This window comes from Borrelia parkeri (assembly GCF_023035815.1).
Lineage (GTDB): Bacteria > Spirochaetota > Spirochaetia > Borreliales > Borreliaceae > Borrelia > Borrelia parkeri.
On sequence record NZ_CP073159.1, the window covers coordinates 259,899 to 278,698 of the forward strand.

The following is an 18,800-nucleotide window of genomic DNA, read 5'->3' on the forward strand; positions in this document are numbered from 1 at the left end:
CGAGGCAAAAATGGATTTGGAAACCTTAAGCATTAAATACAGAGTTTTTATATTAATAATATTTACGTTAATAACAATTTATTTAGGATTTTTCCTAAAAAACATAAAATTCGATTCCAATATTTTGAAACTTATCCCAAAAAACAAAAAAACCGAAAAAATAATAGACATAGACAAAAGTAATTCTCTATTATCAACAATAGTAATGTTTAAAGACAAAAAAAGTATTTTTAATAAAGAAACCTTTGGAAAAATTAATAAAGTAGCAAATGATATAACCAAAATACTCAAAGTAACACCCAACTCTGTTACAAGTATATTTACTTACTTTCCACAATTTAAAAAAGATGTATACACAGATGAAGACATAACTGAAATAAGAAATAAAGTAAATTCATCATCATTCATAAAAAACATATTCTTAAATGATGATGAAACTTTAATATACTTTATAGTCATATCAACAACAGACGACAAAACAAATTTTAGCCGAAGTTTAAAGAATGAACTTGAAGCAATGGAAGCGGCAATTAAAAGATATGAGACTGATGATCTTAAACTTTACTTAACAGGGGATCTCATAGTAAGGGAAAAAATACTTAACTACATGGCTGACGATTTTAAATTGTTAGGTCCACTTGCTACCCTTGTAGTAATTTTATCACTCTATTTTATTGTAAAAAATGTATTGGGAGCAATACTTCCTGTACTTATTGCAACATTTGCACTAATTTGGACATTTGGAATCAAAAGCATTGTTATGTCCCCCATTACTGTTCCAGAAACCACAATGATCGTTCTCCTTATTTCGATTGGATGTGCTAATGCTGTACATATAATAAATGGTATATTAAAGAGAATAAAAAACGAACCTTTCACTGAAAAGACAATAATAACTACAATTAAAACTCTAAGAACACCAATAATTTTAACTTCTCTTACAACAGCTTTCGGATTTTTATCATTAATCAGTTCTTCAATTCAGGCATACAAAACAATGGGAATTTTTATGTCAACAGGAGTCATTATTTCAATGCTTATGTCCTTATTAGTGCTTCCTGGAATACTAACCTACATACCATTTAAATATAAAAACAAAGAAAATAAAAATGCAAAAAACGATTTTCTTGAAAAACTTTCACTGATAAACCAAACAGTTACACAATGGATATTAAATAACAAATATCTCTCATCTATCATAATTCTAATTATTTTATTAACCTCAATTATAGGTCTTTTTAAAATAGAAATTAACTTTGACGAGAAAGATTATTTTAAAGAAAATACAAGTGTCAAACAAACACTCAATTTAATGCAAAAAGAAATAGGAGGAACATCTATAATCAAAATTGAAATTAATGGGACTCCTGGTGAATTCAAAAATGAAAAAAATATGAAAAATTTGGATTTAATTACAGATAATCTTGACAAATTTACTAAAAAAACACAATCCAGTTCAATAAATGGAATTATAAGACTAATGAATTTCAAATTCAAAAAAGAAAATCCAAAAGAATATAGACTTCCTGAAAATCAAGCTATTTTAAACAAGTTAATACTCTTAATTAGTAGAAGCAATTCTATTAAGAACATGACTAAGATGTATATTAATGATGATTGGTCTCAGATATCAATTATTGTGAGAACTGACCAAAATTCAACTGAAGAAATCAAAAATTTTGCCAACTATGCAAGCAATTTGATTGAAGAATACATGCCAGGACATGAATATAATTTCTCAGGAGCGTATGACAAAATATTAATATCTAAAACCATGGTGGTAGAACAAGTCACAAATATTATTACAACACTAAGTGCAATAACAATATTGCTAATGTTATTCTTCAAATCCATTAAGACCGGTATAATAATTGTGATTCCAGTAGCATGGTCAGTATTTTTAAATTTCGCCGTAATGAAACTTTTCGGAATAACACTAAATCCTGCAACAGCAACAATTGCATCCGTTAGTATGGGTATAGGGGTAGATTACTCCATTCATTTCTTTAATGCATTTATATTAAATTATCAAACAACTAAAGATTATAAAAAGGCTTTAATTAAATCAATTCCCAATGTATTTAATGGAATATTTGCAAATTCAATATCAGTAGGAATAGGATTTTTAACATTAATATTTTCTACTTATAAAATAATCGCAACACTTGGCGCAATCATAGCCTTTACAATGTTAACAACATCTCTTGCATCATTAACACTACTTCCATTACTAATTTACCTATTTAAGCCCAAAGTTAAAATACTAAAGACAACAAATAAAATATTAACAGAATGAAATAATTTTGCTCAAAAAATAGTAAAAGTCAAAATAAAACTTAAAGTCTTTTAAAATTCTAAAATAATAATTTAATAACTTCTCTCATATTATCTACAAGATGAAAATTTATGCCATTCTTGATGTTAATAGGAATATCATCAAGATCCACTTTATTTGATTTAGGAATAATAATATGCTCAAGTCCACTTCGTTTAGCAGCAATTATTTTCGCTCTCAATCCCCCAATAGCCATTACATTACCTGTTAATGATAACTCTCCAGTCATAGCCAAATGAGGTCTCACCACTTTATTAAGAGCTAAAGATATAAAAGCACTAGCAATAGTAATCCCAGCCGAAGGTCCATCCTTTGGTATAGCCCCTTCTGGAATATGCAAATGAATCATATATTTTTCAAAAAAAGACTTATTTAACTTAAGCTCATTACTAATGCTATTTACATAAGTAAACGCGATATTTGCTGATTCCTTCATTACATCTCCAAGTCTACCTGTCAACTTAATACCAGGGGTCTTAGACTCAGTTTTTACAGTTTCAATTACTAAAGTTGATCCACCATAATTAGTCCAAGCAAGACCCATTACCATACCTGGAGACATGACTTTATGCAAAAATTCTTCTTTTCTAAATACAGGAATACCAATATATTCTTCCAAATTTTCCTTAGAAATCTGATATGCTTTAACAGACTTATCTTCAATAAGCTTTCTTGCAACTTTTCTAACAATTTGTTTTAAATACTTTTCAAAATTCCTAAGTCCATTATCTCTTGCATATTCCCTAGCAATTTGAACAAGAGCTGAACCTTGAAATTTTAAGGAATCTTTATTAACACCATTTTCATTTAAGACCTTTGGTATTAAATACTTTCTTGCTATCTCTATTTTTTCATCATCAACATATCCTGAAAGCTGAATTATTTCCATTCTATTTAATAAAGGCGTAGGTATTGACTCAAGAGAATTGGCTGTTAAAATAAAGAACACATTAGAAATATCAAAAGGCAAATCAAGATAATGATCTCTAAAATTAATATTTTGCTCAGGATCTAAAACCTCAAGAAGAGCTGAGAATGGATCTCCATAATTAGATGCTGAAACCTTATCAATTTCATCTATTAAAAAAACAGGAGAGTTGGTCTTTGTAATTCTTAGCCCTTGGATAATTTTCCCAGGTAATGCTCCAACATAAGTTCTTCTATGCCCTTTAATCTCTGACTCATCTTTCATACCACCTACAGAAAATCTAAAAAATTTTGTTTTAAGAACTTCAGCAATAGCTGTTCCTATCGAAGTTTTACCAACTCCAGGAGGTCCAACTAAAAGCATAATAGCTCCTTTTTGAGATTTTCTTAATTTAAGAACAGAAATATATTCAATAATTCTATCTTTAACTTCTCTCATACCATAATGCGTCTTATCTAAAATCTTTTCGGCCCTTTGCAAATTAAATTTATCAAAATTAACTTTAGATTCTCCCCAAGGAAGGTTAGTAATAAGTTCAAGATAATTTCTAACCACAATATACTCAGATGAATGCTTTTCAAGAAATGAAAATTTTTCAAGTTCCCTCTCAACTGCCTCTAAAGCTTCTCCTTTTAAAGCTAAAGAATCGATCTTGGCTTTAAGTTTTAAAAATTCATTACTCTTTTCATCTCCTACACCAAGTTCAGCCTTAATAGCTTTAAGTTGTTCCTTTAAAAAAAATTCTTTTTGTTGTTTTTCTAATTTTTCCTGAATGCCCTTAGCAATTTTATTTTGAATCTCAATTAAATTTAATTCTTCATAAATCAATTCCAAGACCTTTTTAAGCCTATCCTTAACACTTAAAGTTTCAAGCACTTCTTGATGAGTATCTTTTGAAGATGAAATCATTCCTGCAACAACATCACACAATCTACCCTTATCTTCAATGTTAACCATATTTAACTGAAATTCAGGCATCTTTCTATGTGAGAATATTTCTTTAGTTCTAAGCAAAATACTACTATAAATTGCCTTTGACTGAATATCATCTTTTTTAATCGGAATTTGCTTTAAATAATCAACTTCAATTATCGGAAAATCTTCATTAAGAACAACCTTGACAAACTTCACTCTATCAATAGTTGAAACAAAAATATTATATCCACCATCAGGAAGATTAATTTTCTTAACTATTTTAGCAGTAATACCAACAGAATAAATATCCTTTTTATAATTGATAATCAATTTATCATTCTTACTTCTTGATTTTTCTAAAAATTTATCACGTAATACAAATAAGGAAATAATGCCGTTACCTTTAATCACATAATCAACAGCCTTCATATCAGTATCAGAGACTATAACAATTGGAATAAACATACCTGGAAAAACAGGATGTGATGGCACCGTAATTAAAGGTACTCTCACAGGCTTATCAAAATGCGGCAGAATGCCCCCAGAGTTTTTTGAACGCTTCTTTCCCTTAGAAACAGGATTTTTTACTTCTTCCATAGAATATTCAATCTCCTTAAGCTTTATTATAACAAAAGAAAATTTTTCTGAGAATTCATTTAATAATGAATTCTTTTATTATACAATTAGTTATAATGCAGTTTAATAAAGTTAATGCTATCATAACAAATTTATATCATAAAAAAAGTTATTCTCTGCTAAACCTATTTCATTCAAAAGGAATTATTCACACAATAATTTATAATTCTACTATAAAAAAATTTAAATCAAACATCAATAACCTAGTAAAAGCCAATTTCGAGATAGTAAAAGAAAAGAATTTATGCAAAATCATAGAAGTTAATGATGAAGAATTTATAATGCAAGATTTAATCTATGAAAAACTAATAATTATTTATCTTTGGATCAAGCTTATTAATTTAAGCTTTGATGATGGAGAATGCTTTAAGTTATTTATCGAAGCAACAGAGATACTAAACACCACAAGCTTAGAAAAAGCACAATTAATTGACTTACAATACAAGATAAGATTTTTAATAATAAAGGGATTTTTATACTTATCAAAATTATGTTTTCAATGTAATAAACAAATAGACAATCATTACTACTATGATATCCACATTAACGGATTTAACTGCATAAATTGCACCAATAATCAAAATAATTATATTAATACAGGTAGTTTTAAATACTTAGAATATACAACTCAAAAAAATATCAAAGAAACATTAAATGTAAATTTAATCAGTAAGTCAAAAGAACTTATCAAAACTATGATCAAAAATAAGATCAATACAGAATTTGAACAAACGCTACTTTAAATAAAGCAAACTGGAATAAAACATGAAAATTTGGGAAAAAAAAGAAATTGACATCAAAAAAGAGAATATAATCAATATTGCAAAAAAATATAATATTAGCATTCTTGAAACAACACTGCTACTTAGAAGAGAAATAAAAGAAGAAGATTTCTTATTTTTTATTGAAAGTAGCGTAAATTTAATGCATAATCCATTCTTATTAAAAAATATAAACAAATTCATTTATAGAATGAATGAAGCCATTGCAGAAAAGGAAAATGTATTAATCTTTGGGGACAAAGATGCCGACGGAATCACAGCTACAATAATAATGTATGAAACCCTTAAAGATTTTGGAATCAATGTAACCTATAAAATACCCTCTAATGGAGAATTTTACGGCCTTACAAAAGAGATCATTGATAAAGCATTGGAAGATAAAATATCAATAATCATTACCGTTGATTGTGGAATTTCTAACATCGAAGAAGCAAATTATGCAAGATCAAAAAACATAGAAGTAATAATTACAGATCATCATCTTCCAAACAAAGAAATTGACATAGAAAATATAATTATTGACCCTCATTTAAAAGGTGATCTCTCTCCATTTAAAGAAATAGCTGGATGTTATGTCAGTTTTAAAGCATGTCTTGCGCTCTACCTCTCCACTACCAATCTTTATAATAAAAACATGGTATTTTTATTCCTAGAAAGATTAAATAATAATATTACACTTCATGCAATAGAAATAAACAACTACATTTTTAAAAAGTATATAACTCTAGAAAGCAATAATGACTTACAAATTAACATTAATAAACTAGAAGAATTCTCACAAAATAAATACATAATTGTATTTAATAAAAATGAACAGAATCAACTTCTAAATGAATTCTTTAATCAAAAAATAGATATTGAAACAATTGATATTAGTGAAAAATTTGTCAAAAAATATCCTAAATTTGCTAAAAAAACACTAAAAGAACTCATGCAAATTACCAAATATTTTAAATATAGAGAAATTAATATTAAAGAAAAACTATATTACATATTTTACAACATAATATTTGAAATAAATAAAGATTTACTAAAAAACTGCCTTAAGAGACTTAAATTTGTCGCAATAGGAACTATTGCTGATAATATGCCAATCATTAATGAAAATCGAATAGTTGTAAAAGAAGGACTTAAAGAAATCGCACTAAGAGAAAACATATCCATTAATTATCTATTAAAAGAGGTCAATATACTAACAAAACCAATGATCACTGCAACAGATATTGCGTTTAAAATTGCTCCAATATTAAATTCAACAGGAAGACTTGAAAAAGCAGATATTACAATTCAATTTTTATTAACCGAAGATATTAATCAAATAGAAAATAAGTTTAAAGAAATTAAAAACATAAATATTTTAAGAAAACGCAAAGAAGATATATCTTGGAATACACATAATGAGAATATTATTTTTAAAAATGATAAATTCATAGTATGTTATGACAAACATACTCCAAAAGGAATTAGTTCTCGAATGGCAACAAGACTTTCTACCTATTATCAAAAAGTTGCTGTTTTCTTAACAAAACAAGAAAATATAATTAAAGGATCCATAAGATCAAACAATAAAATAAATTCAAAAGAATTAATTTCAATGATACCAAACCATTTATTAATAAATTCTGGAGGACACAAAGCCGCTGCCGGATTTACTCTATATGAGAGTGTATTAAATGAATTTATAAAAGAACTTGAAAACGCTCTTGAAAAGATAGAATACAAAGAATTATATGAAGATTCAATACTAATAGATGCAATTATACCTAAAGACTTTAACAAAAAAGAACTTTTAAAAATAATAAACTTATTTGAACCTTACGGACATGGTTTTAGAGAATTTGTTTTTATGATGGAAGACGTATACATTCAAAACCTCAGAACAATTGATAAAAATGGAAATTCAAAACATATAAGCATGAAAATCAAAAACAATAAAGATTATTATAAAGCTATCTATTTTAATGGAACTCAAAATATCCAAAAACTCGGTATCAAAGACGGCCAAAATATAGACATAATATGCACAATTAGTGAAGATCTTTACAATCAAAACGATAAAATTTTAAAAATTATTGATATCAAAAAGAGACAAAATTAGTGCTTAACATCAAAAGCCTTTTATTTACATTCATAACAGGATTACTTAACATCAATGCAGTAAATAATGATACCATAAAAAGTTACTATAAAAAAGAAACTTTCCAGGGAGATAATATTTACTTTGCAAGCAACAAAAATTTCAAAAAACTATCTCTTTTAGGTACAAATCAAAAACCTATTTTAAGTGCATCTCCTTTCAAATTCAACGTAGGAAACAAAGAATACCATATAGCACTAATAGGAATTACACCAATGATCAAAGAAGGAAAAAGGAAAATTAAAATAGAATTTGAACATAAAACATACATAAAAGAAATAGAGATAAAAAAACTCAAATTTAAAAAAACAACAGTCAAGCTTAATAAAAACAAATCCAAGCTTATTAAAAATCAACAATCAACTAAAGAAAAAAAACAAGCTCTCACATTATGGAATATAATTGGAAATATAGGAGATACAACAATTTACCACTACGATACATTGGTTTATCCAATCAAAGATCAATACAAAATAACCAGTCCTTACGGAGACCAAAGAATTTATATGCAAGACAAGAAAAAAATATCAAGCCATAAAATGCATAATGGAAAAGATTATGCCCCACTTAAAAGAGAAAAAACACCTATTTTCGCAGCTGGCAGAGGCAAAGTAGTATTCGCAAGAGATAGAGAAATTACTGGTAAAACCGTAATAATTCAACATTTACCAGGAGTATTTACAATTTATTTACATCTATCAAAATTTGGAGTTAAAGAGAATGCAATAGTAAATACAGGTGAATACATTGGTAATGTTGGCAATACAGGAATTTCAACAGGACCTCATCTACATTTTGAAGTTAGAATTAATGGGGTTGCAGTAAACCCAGATTTTTTCCTAGAACAAATGCTTATTGACAAAAATCAAATAATCAATAACACTAAAAGGATAGAATAAAAACAAGGAGGTGATTTTTTTGATAACTGTCAATGTTGACAAAAATGAAGGCTTAGAAAAAGCATTAAAACGTTTCAAAAGAATGATTGAAAAAGAAGCAATAATTAGAGAATGGAAAAGAAGAGAATATTATGAAAAACCATCAACCATTCGCGTCAAAAAAGAAAAAGCATTTAAAAGAAAACAAGCAAAAAAAGTAAGAAAGTTAAAACAAAAAATCGGGAAATAATAAAATAGGGATATTCATATTGAATGTCCTTTTTAATATCTAAATAAACACATCCCGTGGTTTTGAGCCATTGACAGGACCTATATATCCCATCTCTTCCATAAGCTCAATAATTCGTGCAGCTCTATTATATCCTATCTTTAATCGCCTCTGCAAATAAGACGCAGATGCTTTTTTCGTAGAACGAATAATCTCAAGAGCTTCCTCAAACATGGGCTCATCTGAAGGATTTAGAACCATAGTATCAACTCCCACAACACTATCAATAAATATTTCATCATCAATATAATTTGGGGTACCAAATTTTTTCACTTCTTCAACTAATCTATAAACTTCCTTTTCATTCAAAAATCCACCTTGAATTCTTTGAGGAAAAGGTGTAGTAGGATTAACATAAAGCATATCACCCTTTCCTAAAAGTTTCTCAGCACCTGATGCTCCAAGAATTATTCTTGAGTCCATAGAACTAGCAACCATAAAAGAAATCCTTGAAGGGAAATTAGCCTTTATTACTCCCGTAATAACATCAACAGATGGTCTTTGAGTAGCAAGAACTAAATGCATTCCAACAGCCCGAGCCATAGCTGCAAGCCTAGAAATCAAAGTTTCTAAATCCTTTCTTGCAGAAAGGATTAAATCTGCAAATTCATCAATAATGATTACCAAATAAGGTAATGGGGCTTCATTTGACCCCTCTTCCAGTATTTTTTTATTATAAGCATTAATATCCCTCACAAGAAAATTATCAAGAAGAACATATCTTCTCTCCATCTCATCAAGACACCAACGAAGGGCTTCCAAGGCTCTATTTACATCAGTAATAACCGGGGTTAACAAATGTGGAATATCATTAAAAAGCTTAAGTTCAACTACTTTAGGATCTATTAGTACAAGCTTAACATCATCTGGGGATTTTGAAAAAATAATTGAAGCAATCAGTGAATTTACACAAACCGATTTTCCAGCCCCAGTAGCACCTGCTATTAAAAGATGGGGAGCATTGATAAGATCAAAAACAACATTACTTCCATTAATTTCTTTACCAAGTGCAAAAGGCACTTTAAAATCACTTTGAAACTCCTTACTATTTATTATTTCTGAGATCAAAATAAATTCTCGTCTTTTATTAGGAATTTCAATTCCAACAGCTTCTTTACCAGGTATTGGTGCAATAATTCTAACCCGAACTGCTGCAAGCCTTAAGGCAATATTATCAGATATAGAAGTTATTCTTGAAAGTTTAATACCTTTATCAGGACGAACAGCATACATTGTAACAACGGGTCCTTTAATAACATCAATAAGCTTAGCATTAATATTAAATTCTTTAAAAGTTTCCTGTAAAATCATCGATTGTTTTTGAATTTCTCGATCATATTCAATATCTTCAGTTTCACTTTTAGGTTCTCTTTGATCAAAAACAGAAATATCTATTAAATAATTATCACTACCCTCACCTACTAATAAGTTTCCATAATCAATCTTAACAAGATTACTTATTATGCCCTTATGCCTTATATCACCAACCTTAATTTTTCCACTAGACACTAACTTATTATCCTCAAATTCTGTTAATGCTTTATACTTAGAATCATCTGTAACATTTAGATCACACTGAGAATCTTGCAACGATTGATCTTCCGATAAGTTATCATCCCTCACCTCTGATTGACAAAAAATGGTTTTATCTAAATTAACATCTAAAGGTTTATTAGGTTTTCTTAAAAAGGCTTTAAAAGACCATAAAGCCTGATACTCTTCATCATTAATGATATTATCTCCCTTATCAGAAGTTTTAGCTGCATCAAAATTATCATCACAATCTTTATACACTTTAATATTTTTTTTAATTTTTAGAGTATTTAAAAACGGTAAAAAAGCAAACATACTTTCAAACAAAATTTTCAATTTAAATACTATAAAATGAAAAGTATTTAAAATAAAGCTAGCATCCTTAAAAAGGACATAATTTAAGTAAATCCAAATAACAAGTTCCAAAATTAAAATAAGAAAAACAAAAAAATTGCCAAGCATAATCCCAAAATTACTCAAAAACCAATTAATAAAATTAGAACCCTCAAGATCAGAATTAATTCTTAACCAAAAGGTCAGCGTAAAAAATAAAATAACCGTATAATTCCAATTAAATACAAATCTCTTGCTAAACATATTGTTGCGATAAACGTACCAATTTACAAACGGATAAAGTATTAGATAAAATGATAAAAATGAAAAAGTATTTAGAAGCATATGACCTATGAGATTAAAAACAAAAAATATGAATATATTTCCTACAGGGGTTAAAGCAACAAAAAGCGAGAATGATATAACAGCCAACATAAAAAAAAACAAAAAATGAAAATAATGATAAAAATTTTTCATAACTCTATTAAAATCAAAAAAGGAAATAAACTAAACTTACAAGTACAATTAAATAAACCGAAAAATAATAAAGTTTACTATCCTTAAGCATTTTAACAAACAAACTAATTGAAAATAATCCAACCATAAAAGCAATAATTGCCCCCAAGTTTATCTCAAAAACACTAAAAAGCATATCTGATTCAAATAACTCCTTATACTTTAAAAGTAAACTTCCAAAAACAATAGGAATCAAAGATAAAAACGAAATCTCAAATGACTCTGACCTGTTAAAACCAAGCAAAACTGAAGCAAAAATTGTAATTCCTGAACGAGAAATACCCGGCATAGCTCCAATTCCTTGCATGGTCCCAATTAAACATCCTGCAAGCAAGATATTTTTTTTAAAATCAAAAATTAAAATCTTAAATTCAAGCAAAAACAATAAAATACTTGTCAAAATAAAATTAACTAAAACCAAATTAAGAGTAAATAACTCCTTAAATTTTTCTATAAAAATTCCAACACATGCTGTAATAAGAGTGATTATTAATATGAGTAATATTAATCTCAACTTTGCAAAATCCAACTTGTTAGTCTTTCTTAAAACAAATTTTACCAAGACTACAACAAGTTCTAATATTCGTTTGCGATAATAAATCATTACAACCAAAACGGTTGCAAAGTGTAAATAAATATCAAATACCATAGGAAGATCAATATGCATAAACTTTTTTAAAATCAACAAATGCCCTGAACTAGATATAGGCAAAAATTCAGAAATTCCTTGAACAAAGCCTAAAATTACAACTCTTAAAACATTTTCCATCAAGTTCTCGACAACCTAAAAACTTTTGGGGAATTTACCCATAATATATTCTATAATAAAATCCATTCCCTTACTCTCATATAAAGCATCATACAACACACAATAAACCAATATCTTCTTAACGTAATTTCTAGTTTGCCCAAAAGGAATTGCTTCAATGAAAAGCTCCTTAGGTAAATGCCCATAATCTCTCTCCCATTTACGCACATTTCCAATGCCACCATTATAGGATGCAAGAGCTTTATATACCTCTCCGATCATTCTTATCCTTTTACTTAAATAATAAGTTCCTATGATAACATTATCTTTTGGTTGTTTCAAATCATAATCATAATATTTAATTTCTCTAGAAACATCAACTGATGTTAAAGGCATAATCTGCATAAGTCCAATAGCACCAGGCTTAGAAACAGCATTTCCTTTAAAACTACTCTCAGCCTTTATTAAAGAAAACACAAGACTAGGTTCAAGTTTCCGTCTCTTTGACCAATACCTAATTAAATTATTATACAAACACGGATAGAGACGCTTATAATCATCTCTACTTAAAGCTGAGTTATCTTGTCTTACAAGATAGTTAATAGCAAGTGTAGATTCATAATAATATTCATGCCTTACAAGTTCATCATAAAGGGTACGGTAAAAATTAGGAGAAAACCTATAACCATTATTAAAATCACTAGCAACAAACGCACTAACATAAGAATGCAGATTAAATTTAAAAAATCCTTCTAAAAACCTTTCATAATCAGACTGATCATAATGAATATCTAAATCATTTTCAAAAAAATCATTAATACTTTGATTCAACAAATATTTGCTCATAAATGAGGCATAAGATATCCGATTATACTTAATAGAAGAACTCAAAAGTTCGTCATACTCATTTCTTGACTTAGGAGCAATAAATTTATGATATATAAGCCTTGCATTAATAAAAGCAAGTCTAGATAAAACAGCACCATCAATAATATTTTGACCATTATGATAAAGTGCATATAAATTATCATAATCCTTAAGTTGCACAGCTTCTAGAATATATTCATCTAATATCTTGATAAATCCAAGATTATTCCTATCCTTACCCGTATAAAATCTAGCTACATTTTGAGCAAAATAATTTCTTGTATTCTGCAGAAATATTAAATTGCCAAAAATTTCATTAAGTATTTCTAACCTATAAGGTTCATTCTCAAGAGAAGCATTTTTTAAATATTTAACTATGGTAAAAAATCCTACGTCCTTTTTTAATCTTAAATTAATAAGCCCTAAATAATAATCCTTATAAATACTATTTAAACTACTAAAAAAAGACAAAGCCCTGCTAATATAGCCTGAACCTAGAAAAGCTTTATAAACATCATTTAAAAATACAAAATTATTATAATATTTCTTAAAATCATCATTTAATATACTGATTGCGCCTTTAAAATCTCCATTAGCTACCAAGGATTTAAACTTAACAAGATTAAAAAAATCTGAACTTAAAAGACTAGATCTCTCTTCAAGAACAAGATAATCATGAGCCCTTACGTGTAAATATTCTGCTGGCAAATCTTCAAATAATTTACTGAAATAAATCAATGATGAATTAATATCAGAAGCATTAAAACAAAGAACAGCCTTAAATAAAAGATTTTCATTCTCTTGAGATTGTGCAAAATTCATCTTTTCAAGCTTATTTAAAACCAAAAGAGCTTCATCATTCTTTTTTTGCCAATAAAGACTTTTAAAATATCCTAATATAATAAATTTATTATTATCATATCTTTTGTAAAGTTTGCGTCCAACAAGTTCAGCCTCAAAATATTCCCTTCTAGCATTATAATATTCAATAAGCTTAATTCCAGCAAATTGAGATGCAATATCATTGCTACTCTTTATTGCCTTATACATATATTCCTTAAACTTTTCGTCATATCCTATTTTTTTAAAAAGATAGGCAATATACACATAAGAATTTGAATCTATGCCAAAATATTCATCGAAATTTTTTCCCACATAGTCAAAATTCCATAACCAATTCAGATGACTTAAATCAAAGTTATCAACATTCCTTTTAACTATATTGTTATTTAAAGACCCTTTACCAACAGAACAAGAAAATAAACTTAATAAGAACAAACAAATAATTTGCTTAAACATAATTACTATTTTCACATTTAGTAATTTTTTCTTCTTTATAAAAAGGACAATCATAAATTGCAAAATTTCTAGGATTTAATACTTTAGAAAAAATCAAAAACAATGAAAAAAATATCAAAAGAAATAAAGAAACAAGACTTAAATAAAGCATAGAAGTTTGAATTAAACCTTCTTCCGAATCTAAATCAAATCGACTCTCTTCAATATCTGTAGCAAAATCTTCATTACTAAAATCCAAAGCAACATCATCAAATGTGCTCTCACCCAATCCATTATCAAGGTCAGTAATAATGTCTTCAACGTTCCAATTATCAGAATAAGAATCTTGCAGAGTATAAACATTAACACTCTTAAAATCAGTGTCCTCATCTCCAACTAATTTCACAGCATTAGCATCAGAATTATCAGAAGCAGCACTCGAATCACTAATATCAACAGAAATATTATCTAAATCGAAAGTATCTCGACTGACAGTATCTTGATCATTAAGGACGTGTTCTTCAATTTCATCACCTTCATCAATATTATTCTCAAAACCATCTTCTGTAAGCCCAAAATCAAAAATTTCTAAATTAAGATCAGAATCAGAATCAAAATTTTCACTTATCAATGTACCATTATCTGAATTTAAAGAATCCGATAATAAATTAAAATTATTATCATTACTAAAAAGCTTTTCGTCTGCAGACAAATTTTGGGAATTAGGTAAATCATTAAAATTATCTAAATCACCATTTAAAGAATCATAATGCCCAGCAACACTGCCAAATTCTTTAACAATTTCCTCTTCACGCTCTACACCACTAAAACCAACGGGCAAATCACTCGACTTATCACTCTCGAAATCATTAATTTCTTCTGAACCTACAGCAAGATTAATTAAGCTTAAATCAAACTTAGACTTATTTGCAATTCCATCACACTCACCATAAACATAAAGCATCATAGAATCTACTTTGAAATAAACATTTATATTAGCACTCTCTTTCCTAAGATTATCTAAGAAAAAAGACCCAATAATAACAGAATTAGAAAAATCATCATGTTCACTAATATAAAAATCCAATTTTACATTAGTTTCATCTGCAATCTTACCTAATACCACTCTCTTTACAGCAGTATCATCCAAACTTAAAATTGAAAAATATTCATTATTAGACAGCCTTATGGCTAAAAACCCTTTCAAGAATTCCAACCTTTTTGTTCTTTTGTAAAAAACAAATTTATATATAATCAAACTATAACAATAATATAATATAATATAATATTATAATATAATTAATACTATGTTCAACTTACAAGTAATCTTTTATTTAACAGAAAAAATACTCAAAGGCTATAAACTACTGTTTTATATGATATTACTAAATATGACTTTTTAGGAGAAGTTAGGGTGTTACCGTTATTCATAATATTTTCCTCAGCTGCAATATCTCTTTTGATATTTTTATTCTTCAAAATTGCAATATCAAACACAAAAATAAGAAAAAAAGACAAACATAATAAAACAAAAAAATTAACAGACAAAGCCGCAAATATATTAAAAACAAATCCAAACGAAATAAGTGCTTTACAAACTCTAAACGATTATTATTATTCCAATAAAGACTTTGAAAATGGTATTAAATATGCCAAAAAATTATGCCAACTTATAGAAGCAAACCCTACAAATCAAAGAATAGATTCTTTTAAGGCTTTCTTAAGTTACGGTTTTTATAATCTTGAGAGAAATTTTAATTCAGAAGCATTGATATTTCTTAAAAAAGCATACCTAATGAAAAAAACCGATATAGATGCAAATTACTACCTTGGAATAGCCTTCCTAAAAAATGCACATTATAAAGAAGCACTACATTATCTCACAAAAATATATAAATTTGATAAAAACAATAAGGATGCCTTAAAATACATAGGAATAACGCTCTTTTATACGGAAAACTATAATAAAGCTGTTGGGATATTTAACAGCATAAGCAAATATATACAAAATGACGTAGATGCTCTATTAGCATATGCCCAATCTCTATCTCAATTAAATCAGGACCGGCTTGCATTTTCAATTGCAAACAAAATAAGAAACAAAGATGGAAGGATCTATGAAGCTCTTTTAATTGAATCTGAGATTAATTCAAAAAATAACAACCTAACAAAATTAGAAGATAACATTAGAGAACTGATGAGGATCAAACCTGATTTACCAACAAAAACATTCCTTAAACTATTTTACAAACTAGGAGAGCTATACATAGAACATGAAAACTACAAAAAAGCAACTGAAGCGTTTACTCGAGTTGAAAGGATTGATCCACACTATCAAAAAATTACTGAAAAATTAGAATTTAGTAAAAAACTGAATGAAAATTTAGCATTAAGAATATATCTTAGAAGTCCAAAAGAAAAGTTTAATAATTTAGCTAATGCAATTATCCTTAAACTCTATAAAAACAAGTTTCAAGTAAGAGATAAAAAGATAAATGAAATAACATCACAATTTATAGACATAAATTTTCAACTATCAAATAATCAATGGGAAGAAAATTTAATAGTCAGATTTGTAAGAACAGATCAAAAAAATTTTGGAGAATTATTCCTAAAAGACCTTGTTGCAAAAACCAAAGAGAGTAAATTAAAAGGACTCTGTATTGCACCAGCTACATTTTCTGATAAAGCCAAACAAATCATTGAAGGGAGGTTAATTGACCTCATAGAAGGAAAGAAACTAATACAAATATTAAAAACATTGGATACATCAAAATACATATAGCCTATCTGAGATATTTCATAGGATTCCCCGTTTTTCCATCTTTAAAAATAGTAAAATGTAAATGATTGCCCGTACTATACCCTGTACTTCCCATACGTCCTATTATTTGTCCTCTTGAAACCCTCTGTCCAACTCTCACAGCAAAAGAACCTAAATGAGCATAAAGAGTTTGAAAACCATTATTATGAGAAATAATAATATATTTTCCATATCCTCCAACACTAAATCCAGCTGTTACCACAATACCTTCTTTTGTTGCAAAAATAGGTGTATTAGCTACATTTGCAATATCAATCCCATTGTGAAAACTAATAATCTTGGTAAAAGGATCAGGACGATAGCCATAACCTGAAGTAATAATGCCTTGAGTTGGAAATAAAAAAGTCTCTCCTAAAGCATTTCTAAGTAATTCTTTAGCCATTCTTCCCCCAGGAATAAACAATTTTTGACCTAAATACAAAACTTCATTATCAAGATTATTAGCATCAAGAATATCTACTTTGGGAATCTTATATTTTTTTGCAATTGATGAGAGAGAATCACTTTTTTCAACAGTATAAAGAACGCCTTTCATATTAGGCACATTAATAACAAAATTAGGCTTAATGCTCCTTACATCTTTAATATCATTATAAGAAATTAAAGTCTCACTCGTTATGCTATATCTGGCTGCAATATGAGAAAGTGTCTCTCCAGGATTAATTTTATGTTTAACTACCTTTAAAACAAAAGGTTTCCTTACAGTTGCCTCATAATTATTTATATCCACTCCAAATAGATGATTATTGATCTGACTTAAATCTTGATCACTATAATATAAAAAAGTATCAATAAAATAATCCTTGGGAAAACTCAGCTTACTTAGAAAAATGTACGAACCATAATACGAAAAAATATTTAAGTAAAAGACTAATACTAAAACAAAAATTATCGCATTAAATCTAAAAATAAAACTATAAGTTAGATTTATATCATAATCATTAATCATTTCAAGTCGAATCTTATTATAAGAAGATCGATACTTATAATTATCAATGATTACCATCCTAGCAAATAAAGTCAAAAATAATAACTTAATTACATCTAAAAGTTTTTTTGGAATATTCATAAAACGAAAAAATTTTTTCCGTCTTTTTCTATGAAAGTTACGAATATTACCAAAATCTCTCAATTCAAAATCACCTTTAATAGCCCTATCAAATAAAAAATTTCTATTTCTTTTTAATACATTCTGATCCTTTTTTGGTATAATCATAATATGACTCATTATACACTAGAAATTTCAATTTGCTAAAAGATCTCAATTGGAAATTTAAAAAATGATCAAAACTCATAAACAAGTACTAATACCCATTATACTGGCTTTATTATTAATGATAGCAATCATCAAAATATCTCTGTCTTTTCATTTAGTCAAAGGTTCTTCAATGTCACCAACAATTTTAGAGAAACATTGGATAATTAATAACAAACTAGCTTATGGAATAAGACTAAAGAGCAGCAAAACATATATTGTATTATGGAGCTTGCCTAAAAAAAACGAAATGGTACTTATTAAAGACCCTATAACAAAAAAAATATCCATTAAAAAAATTTTTGCCATACCAGGCGAAAAATTTACAAAGCTACCACAAAATGTAATATCCATACATAATTTAAACTTTAATATAGATAAGAAACATCTAAAAAATTTAGAAAATATATATATCCCAAAGGATTATTACCTGGTAATAGGAGAAAACAGAAAAGTCTCCCTTGACTCAAGAGAATATGGGTTTATAAACATCAATGATATTATTGGAAAAATAATATACTGCCTGTAAAAAAACTTACAATAACA

Annotated in this window: 13 protein-coding genes; 7 read left to right on the plus strand and 6 right to left on the minus strand. The window is 27.7% G+C overall.

Going from position 1 to position 18,800, the window contains the following annotated elements; all coding sequences use genetic code 11:
• The first annotated feature begins 10 nt into the window (after positions 1-10).
• Complete coding sequence (locus tag bpSLO_RS01240; protein WP_246989733.1) at positions 11-2,296, plus strand: efflux RND transporter permease subunit; 2,286 nt, start codon at positions 11-13, stop codon at positions 2,294-2,296.
• A gap of 58 nt (positions 2,297-2,354) precedes the next feature.
• Here the strand turns inward: bpSLO_RS01240 and lon are convergent, their stop codons facing one another.
• Entirely contained in the window at positions 2,355-4,802 is a 2,448-nt protein-coding gene (lon, locus tag bpSLO_RS01245) for an endopeptidase La (RefSeq protein WP_172797966.1), read from the minus strand.
• 38 nt (positions 4,803-4,840) lie between these two features.
• On the opposite strand from lon, the gene bpSLO_RS01250 reads away from it, so the two are divergent.
• From bpSLO_RS01250 to rpsU, 4 genes are read left to right on the plus strand one after another with little or no spacing between them, the layout of a single operon-like run.
• Complete coding sequence (locus bpSLO_RS01250; RefSeq protein WP_246989737.1) at positions 4,841-5,557, plus strand: hypothetical protein; 717 nt, start codon at positions 4,841-4,843, stop codon at positions 5,555-5,557.
• Positions 5,558-5,579: 22 nt separating this feature from the next.
• Positions 5,580-7,694, plus strand: coding sequence for a single-stranded-DNA-specific exonuclease RecJ (gene recJ, locus bpSLO_RS01255; protein WP_025375290.1), 2,115 nt, complete (start codon positions 5,580-5,582; stop codon positions 7,692-7,694).
• Positions 7,694-8,632, plus strand: a complete 939-nt coding sequence (locus bpSLO_RS01260) for a M23 family metallopeptidase (protein WP_025375291.1) — start codon at positions 7,694-7,696, stop codon at positions 8,630-8,632. The genes recJ and bpSLO_RS01260 overlap by 1 nt, the downstream gene beginning before the upstream one ends.
• A 19-nt stretch (positions 8,633-8,651) precedes the next feature.
• Positions 8,652-8,861, plus strand: coding sequence for a 30S ribosomal protein S21 (gene rpsU, locus bpSLO_RS01265; RefSeq protein WP_025375292.1), 210 nt, complete (start codon positions 8,652-8,654; stop codon positions 8,859-8,861).
• A gap of 39 nt (positions 8,862-8,900) precedes the next feature.
• Here the strand turns inward: rpsU and bpSLO_RS01270 are convergent, their stop codons facing one another.
• The 4 genes from bpSLO_RS01270 to bpSLO_RS01285 are packed head-to-tail and all read right to left on the minus strand — an operon-like array spanning position 8,901 to position 15,382.
• Positions 8,901-11,243 carry a DNA translocase FtsK gene (locus bpSLO_RS01270; protein WP_246989739.1) on the minus strand — a complete coding sequence of 781 codons (2,343 nt, stop codon included), beginning with the start codon at positions 11,241-11,243 and terminating at the stop codon, positions 8,901-8,903.
• A 13-nt stretch (positions 11,244-11,256) separates the two neighbouring features.
• Positions 11,257-12,051 carry an undecaprenyl-diphosphate phosphatase gene (locus tag bpSLO_RS01275; protein ID WP_025375294.1) on the minus strand — a complete coding sequence of 265 codons (795 nt, stop codon included), beginning with the start codon at positions 12,049-12,051 and terminating at the stop codon, positions 11,257-11,259.
• Positions 12,052-12,066: 15 nt separating this feature from the next.
• Entirely contained in the window at positions 12,067-14,196 is a 2,130-nt protein-coding gene (locus bpSLO_RS01280; RefSeq protein WP_025407465.1) for a flagellar assembly lytic transglycosylase, read from the minus strand.
• Positions 14,189-15,382, minus strand: a complete 1,194-nt coding sequence (locus bpSLO_RS01285; protein WP_241803656.1) for a hypothetical protein — start codon at positions 15,380-15,382, stop codon at positions 14,189-14,191. The genes bpSLO_RS01280 and bpSLO_RS01285 overlap by 8 nt, the downstream gene beginning before the upstream one ends.
• Before the next feature lie 207 nt (positions 15,383-15,589).
• Between bpSLO_RS01285 and bpSLO_RS01290 the strand changes: the two genes are divergently transcribed.
• Positions 15,590-16,960 (plus strand): tetratricopeptide repeat protein, encoded by a 1,371-nt coding sequence (locus tag bpSLO_RS01290; protein ID WP_025375297.1) that lies wholly within the window; start codon positions 15,590-15,592, stop codon positions 16,958-16,960.
• Between the two features lies 1 nt (position 16,961).
• On the opposite strand, the gene bpSLO_RS01295 is transcribed toward bpSLO_RS01290, so the two are convergent.
• Entirely contained in the window at positions 16,962-18,215 is a 1,254-nt protein-coding gene (locus tag bpSLO_RS01295; protein WP_025375298.1) for a peptidoglycan DD-metalloendopeptidase family protein, read from the minus strand.
• Positions 18,216-18,279: 64 nt separating this feature from the next.
• Between bpSLO_RS01295 and lepB the strand changes: the two genes are divergently transcribed.
• Positions 18,280-18,783 (plus strand): signal peptidase I, encoded by a 504-nt coding sequence (gene lepB, locus bpSLO_RS01300; RefSeq protein ID WP_038447921.1) that lies wholly within the window; start codon positions 18,280-18,282, stop codon positions 18,781-18,783.
• Positions 18,784-18,800: the final 17 nt, after the last annotated feature.

Bases quoted from the DNA above. Each gene is read 5' to 3' on its own strand.
- bpSLO_RS01240 (WP_246989733.1), top strand. From the start codon at position 11: ATGGATTTGGAAACCTTAAGCATTAAATACAGAGTTTTTATATTAATA.
- bpSLO_RS01250 (WP_246989737.1), top strand. From the start codon at position 4,841: ATGAATTCTTTTATTATACAATTAGTTATAATGCAGTTTAATAAAGTT.
- recJ (WP_025375290.1), top strand. From the start codon at position 5,580: ATGAAAATTTGGGAAAAAAAAGAAATTGACATCAAAAAAGAGAATATA.
- bpSLO_RS01270 (WP_246989739.1), bottom strand. From the start codon at position 11,243: ATGAAAAATTTTTATCATTATTTTCATTTTTTGTTTTTTTTTATGTTG.
- bpSLO_RS01275 (WP_025375294.1), bottom strand. From the start codon at position 12,051: ATGGAAAATGTTTTAAGAGTTGTAATTTTAGGCTTTGTTCAAGGAATT.
- bpSLO_RS01280 (WP_025407465.1), bottom strand. From the start codon at position 14,196: ATGTTTAAGCAAATTATTTGTTTGTTCTTATTAAGTTTATTTTCTTGT.
- bpSLO_RS01295 (WP_025375298.1), bottom strand. From the start codon at position 18,215: ATGATTATACCAAAAAAGGATCAGAATGTATTAAAAAGAAATAGAAAT.
- lepB (WP_038447921.1), top strand. From the start codon at position 18,280: ATGATCAAAACTCATAAACAAGTACTAATACCCATTATACTGGCTTTA.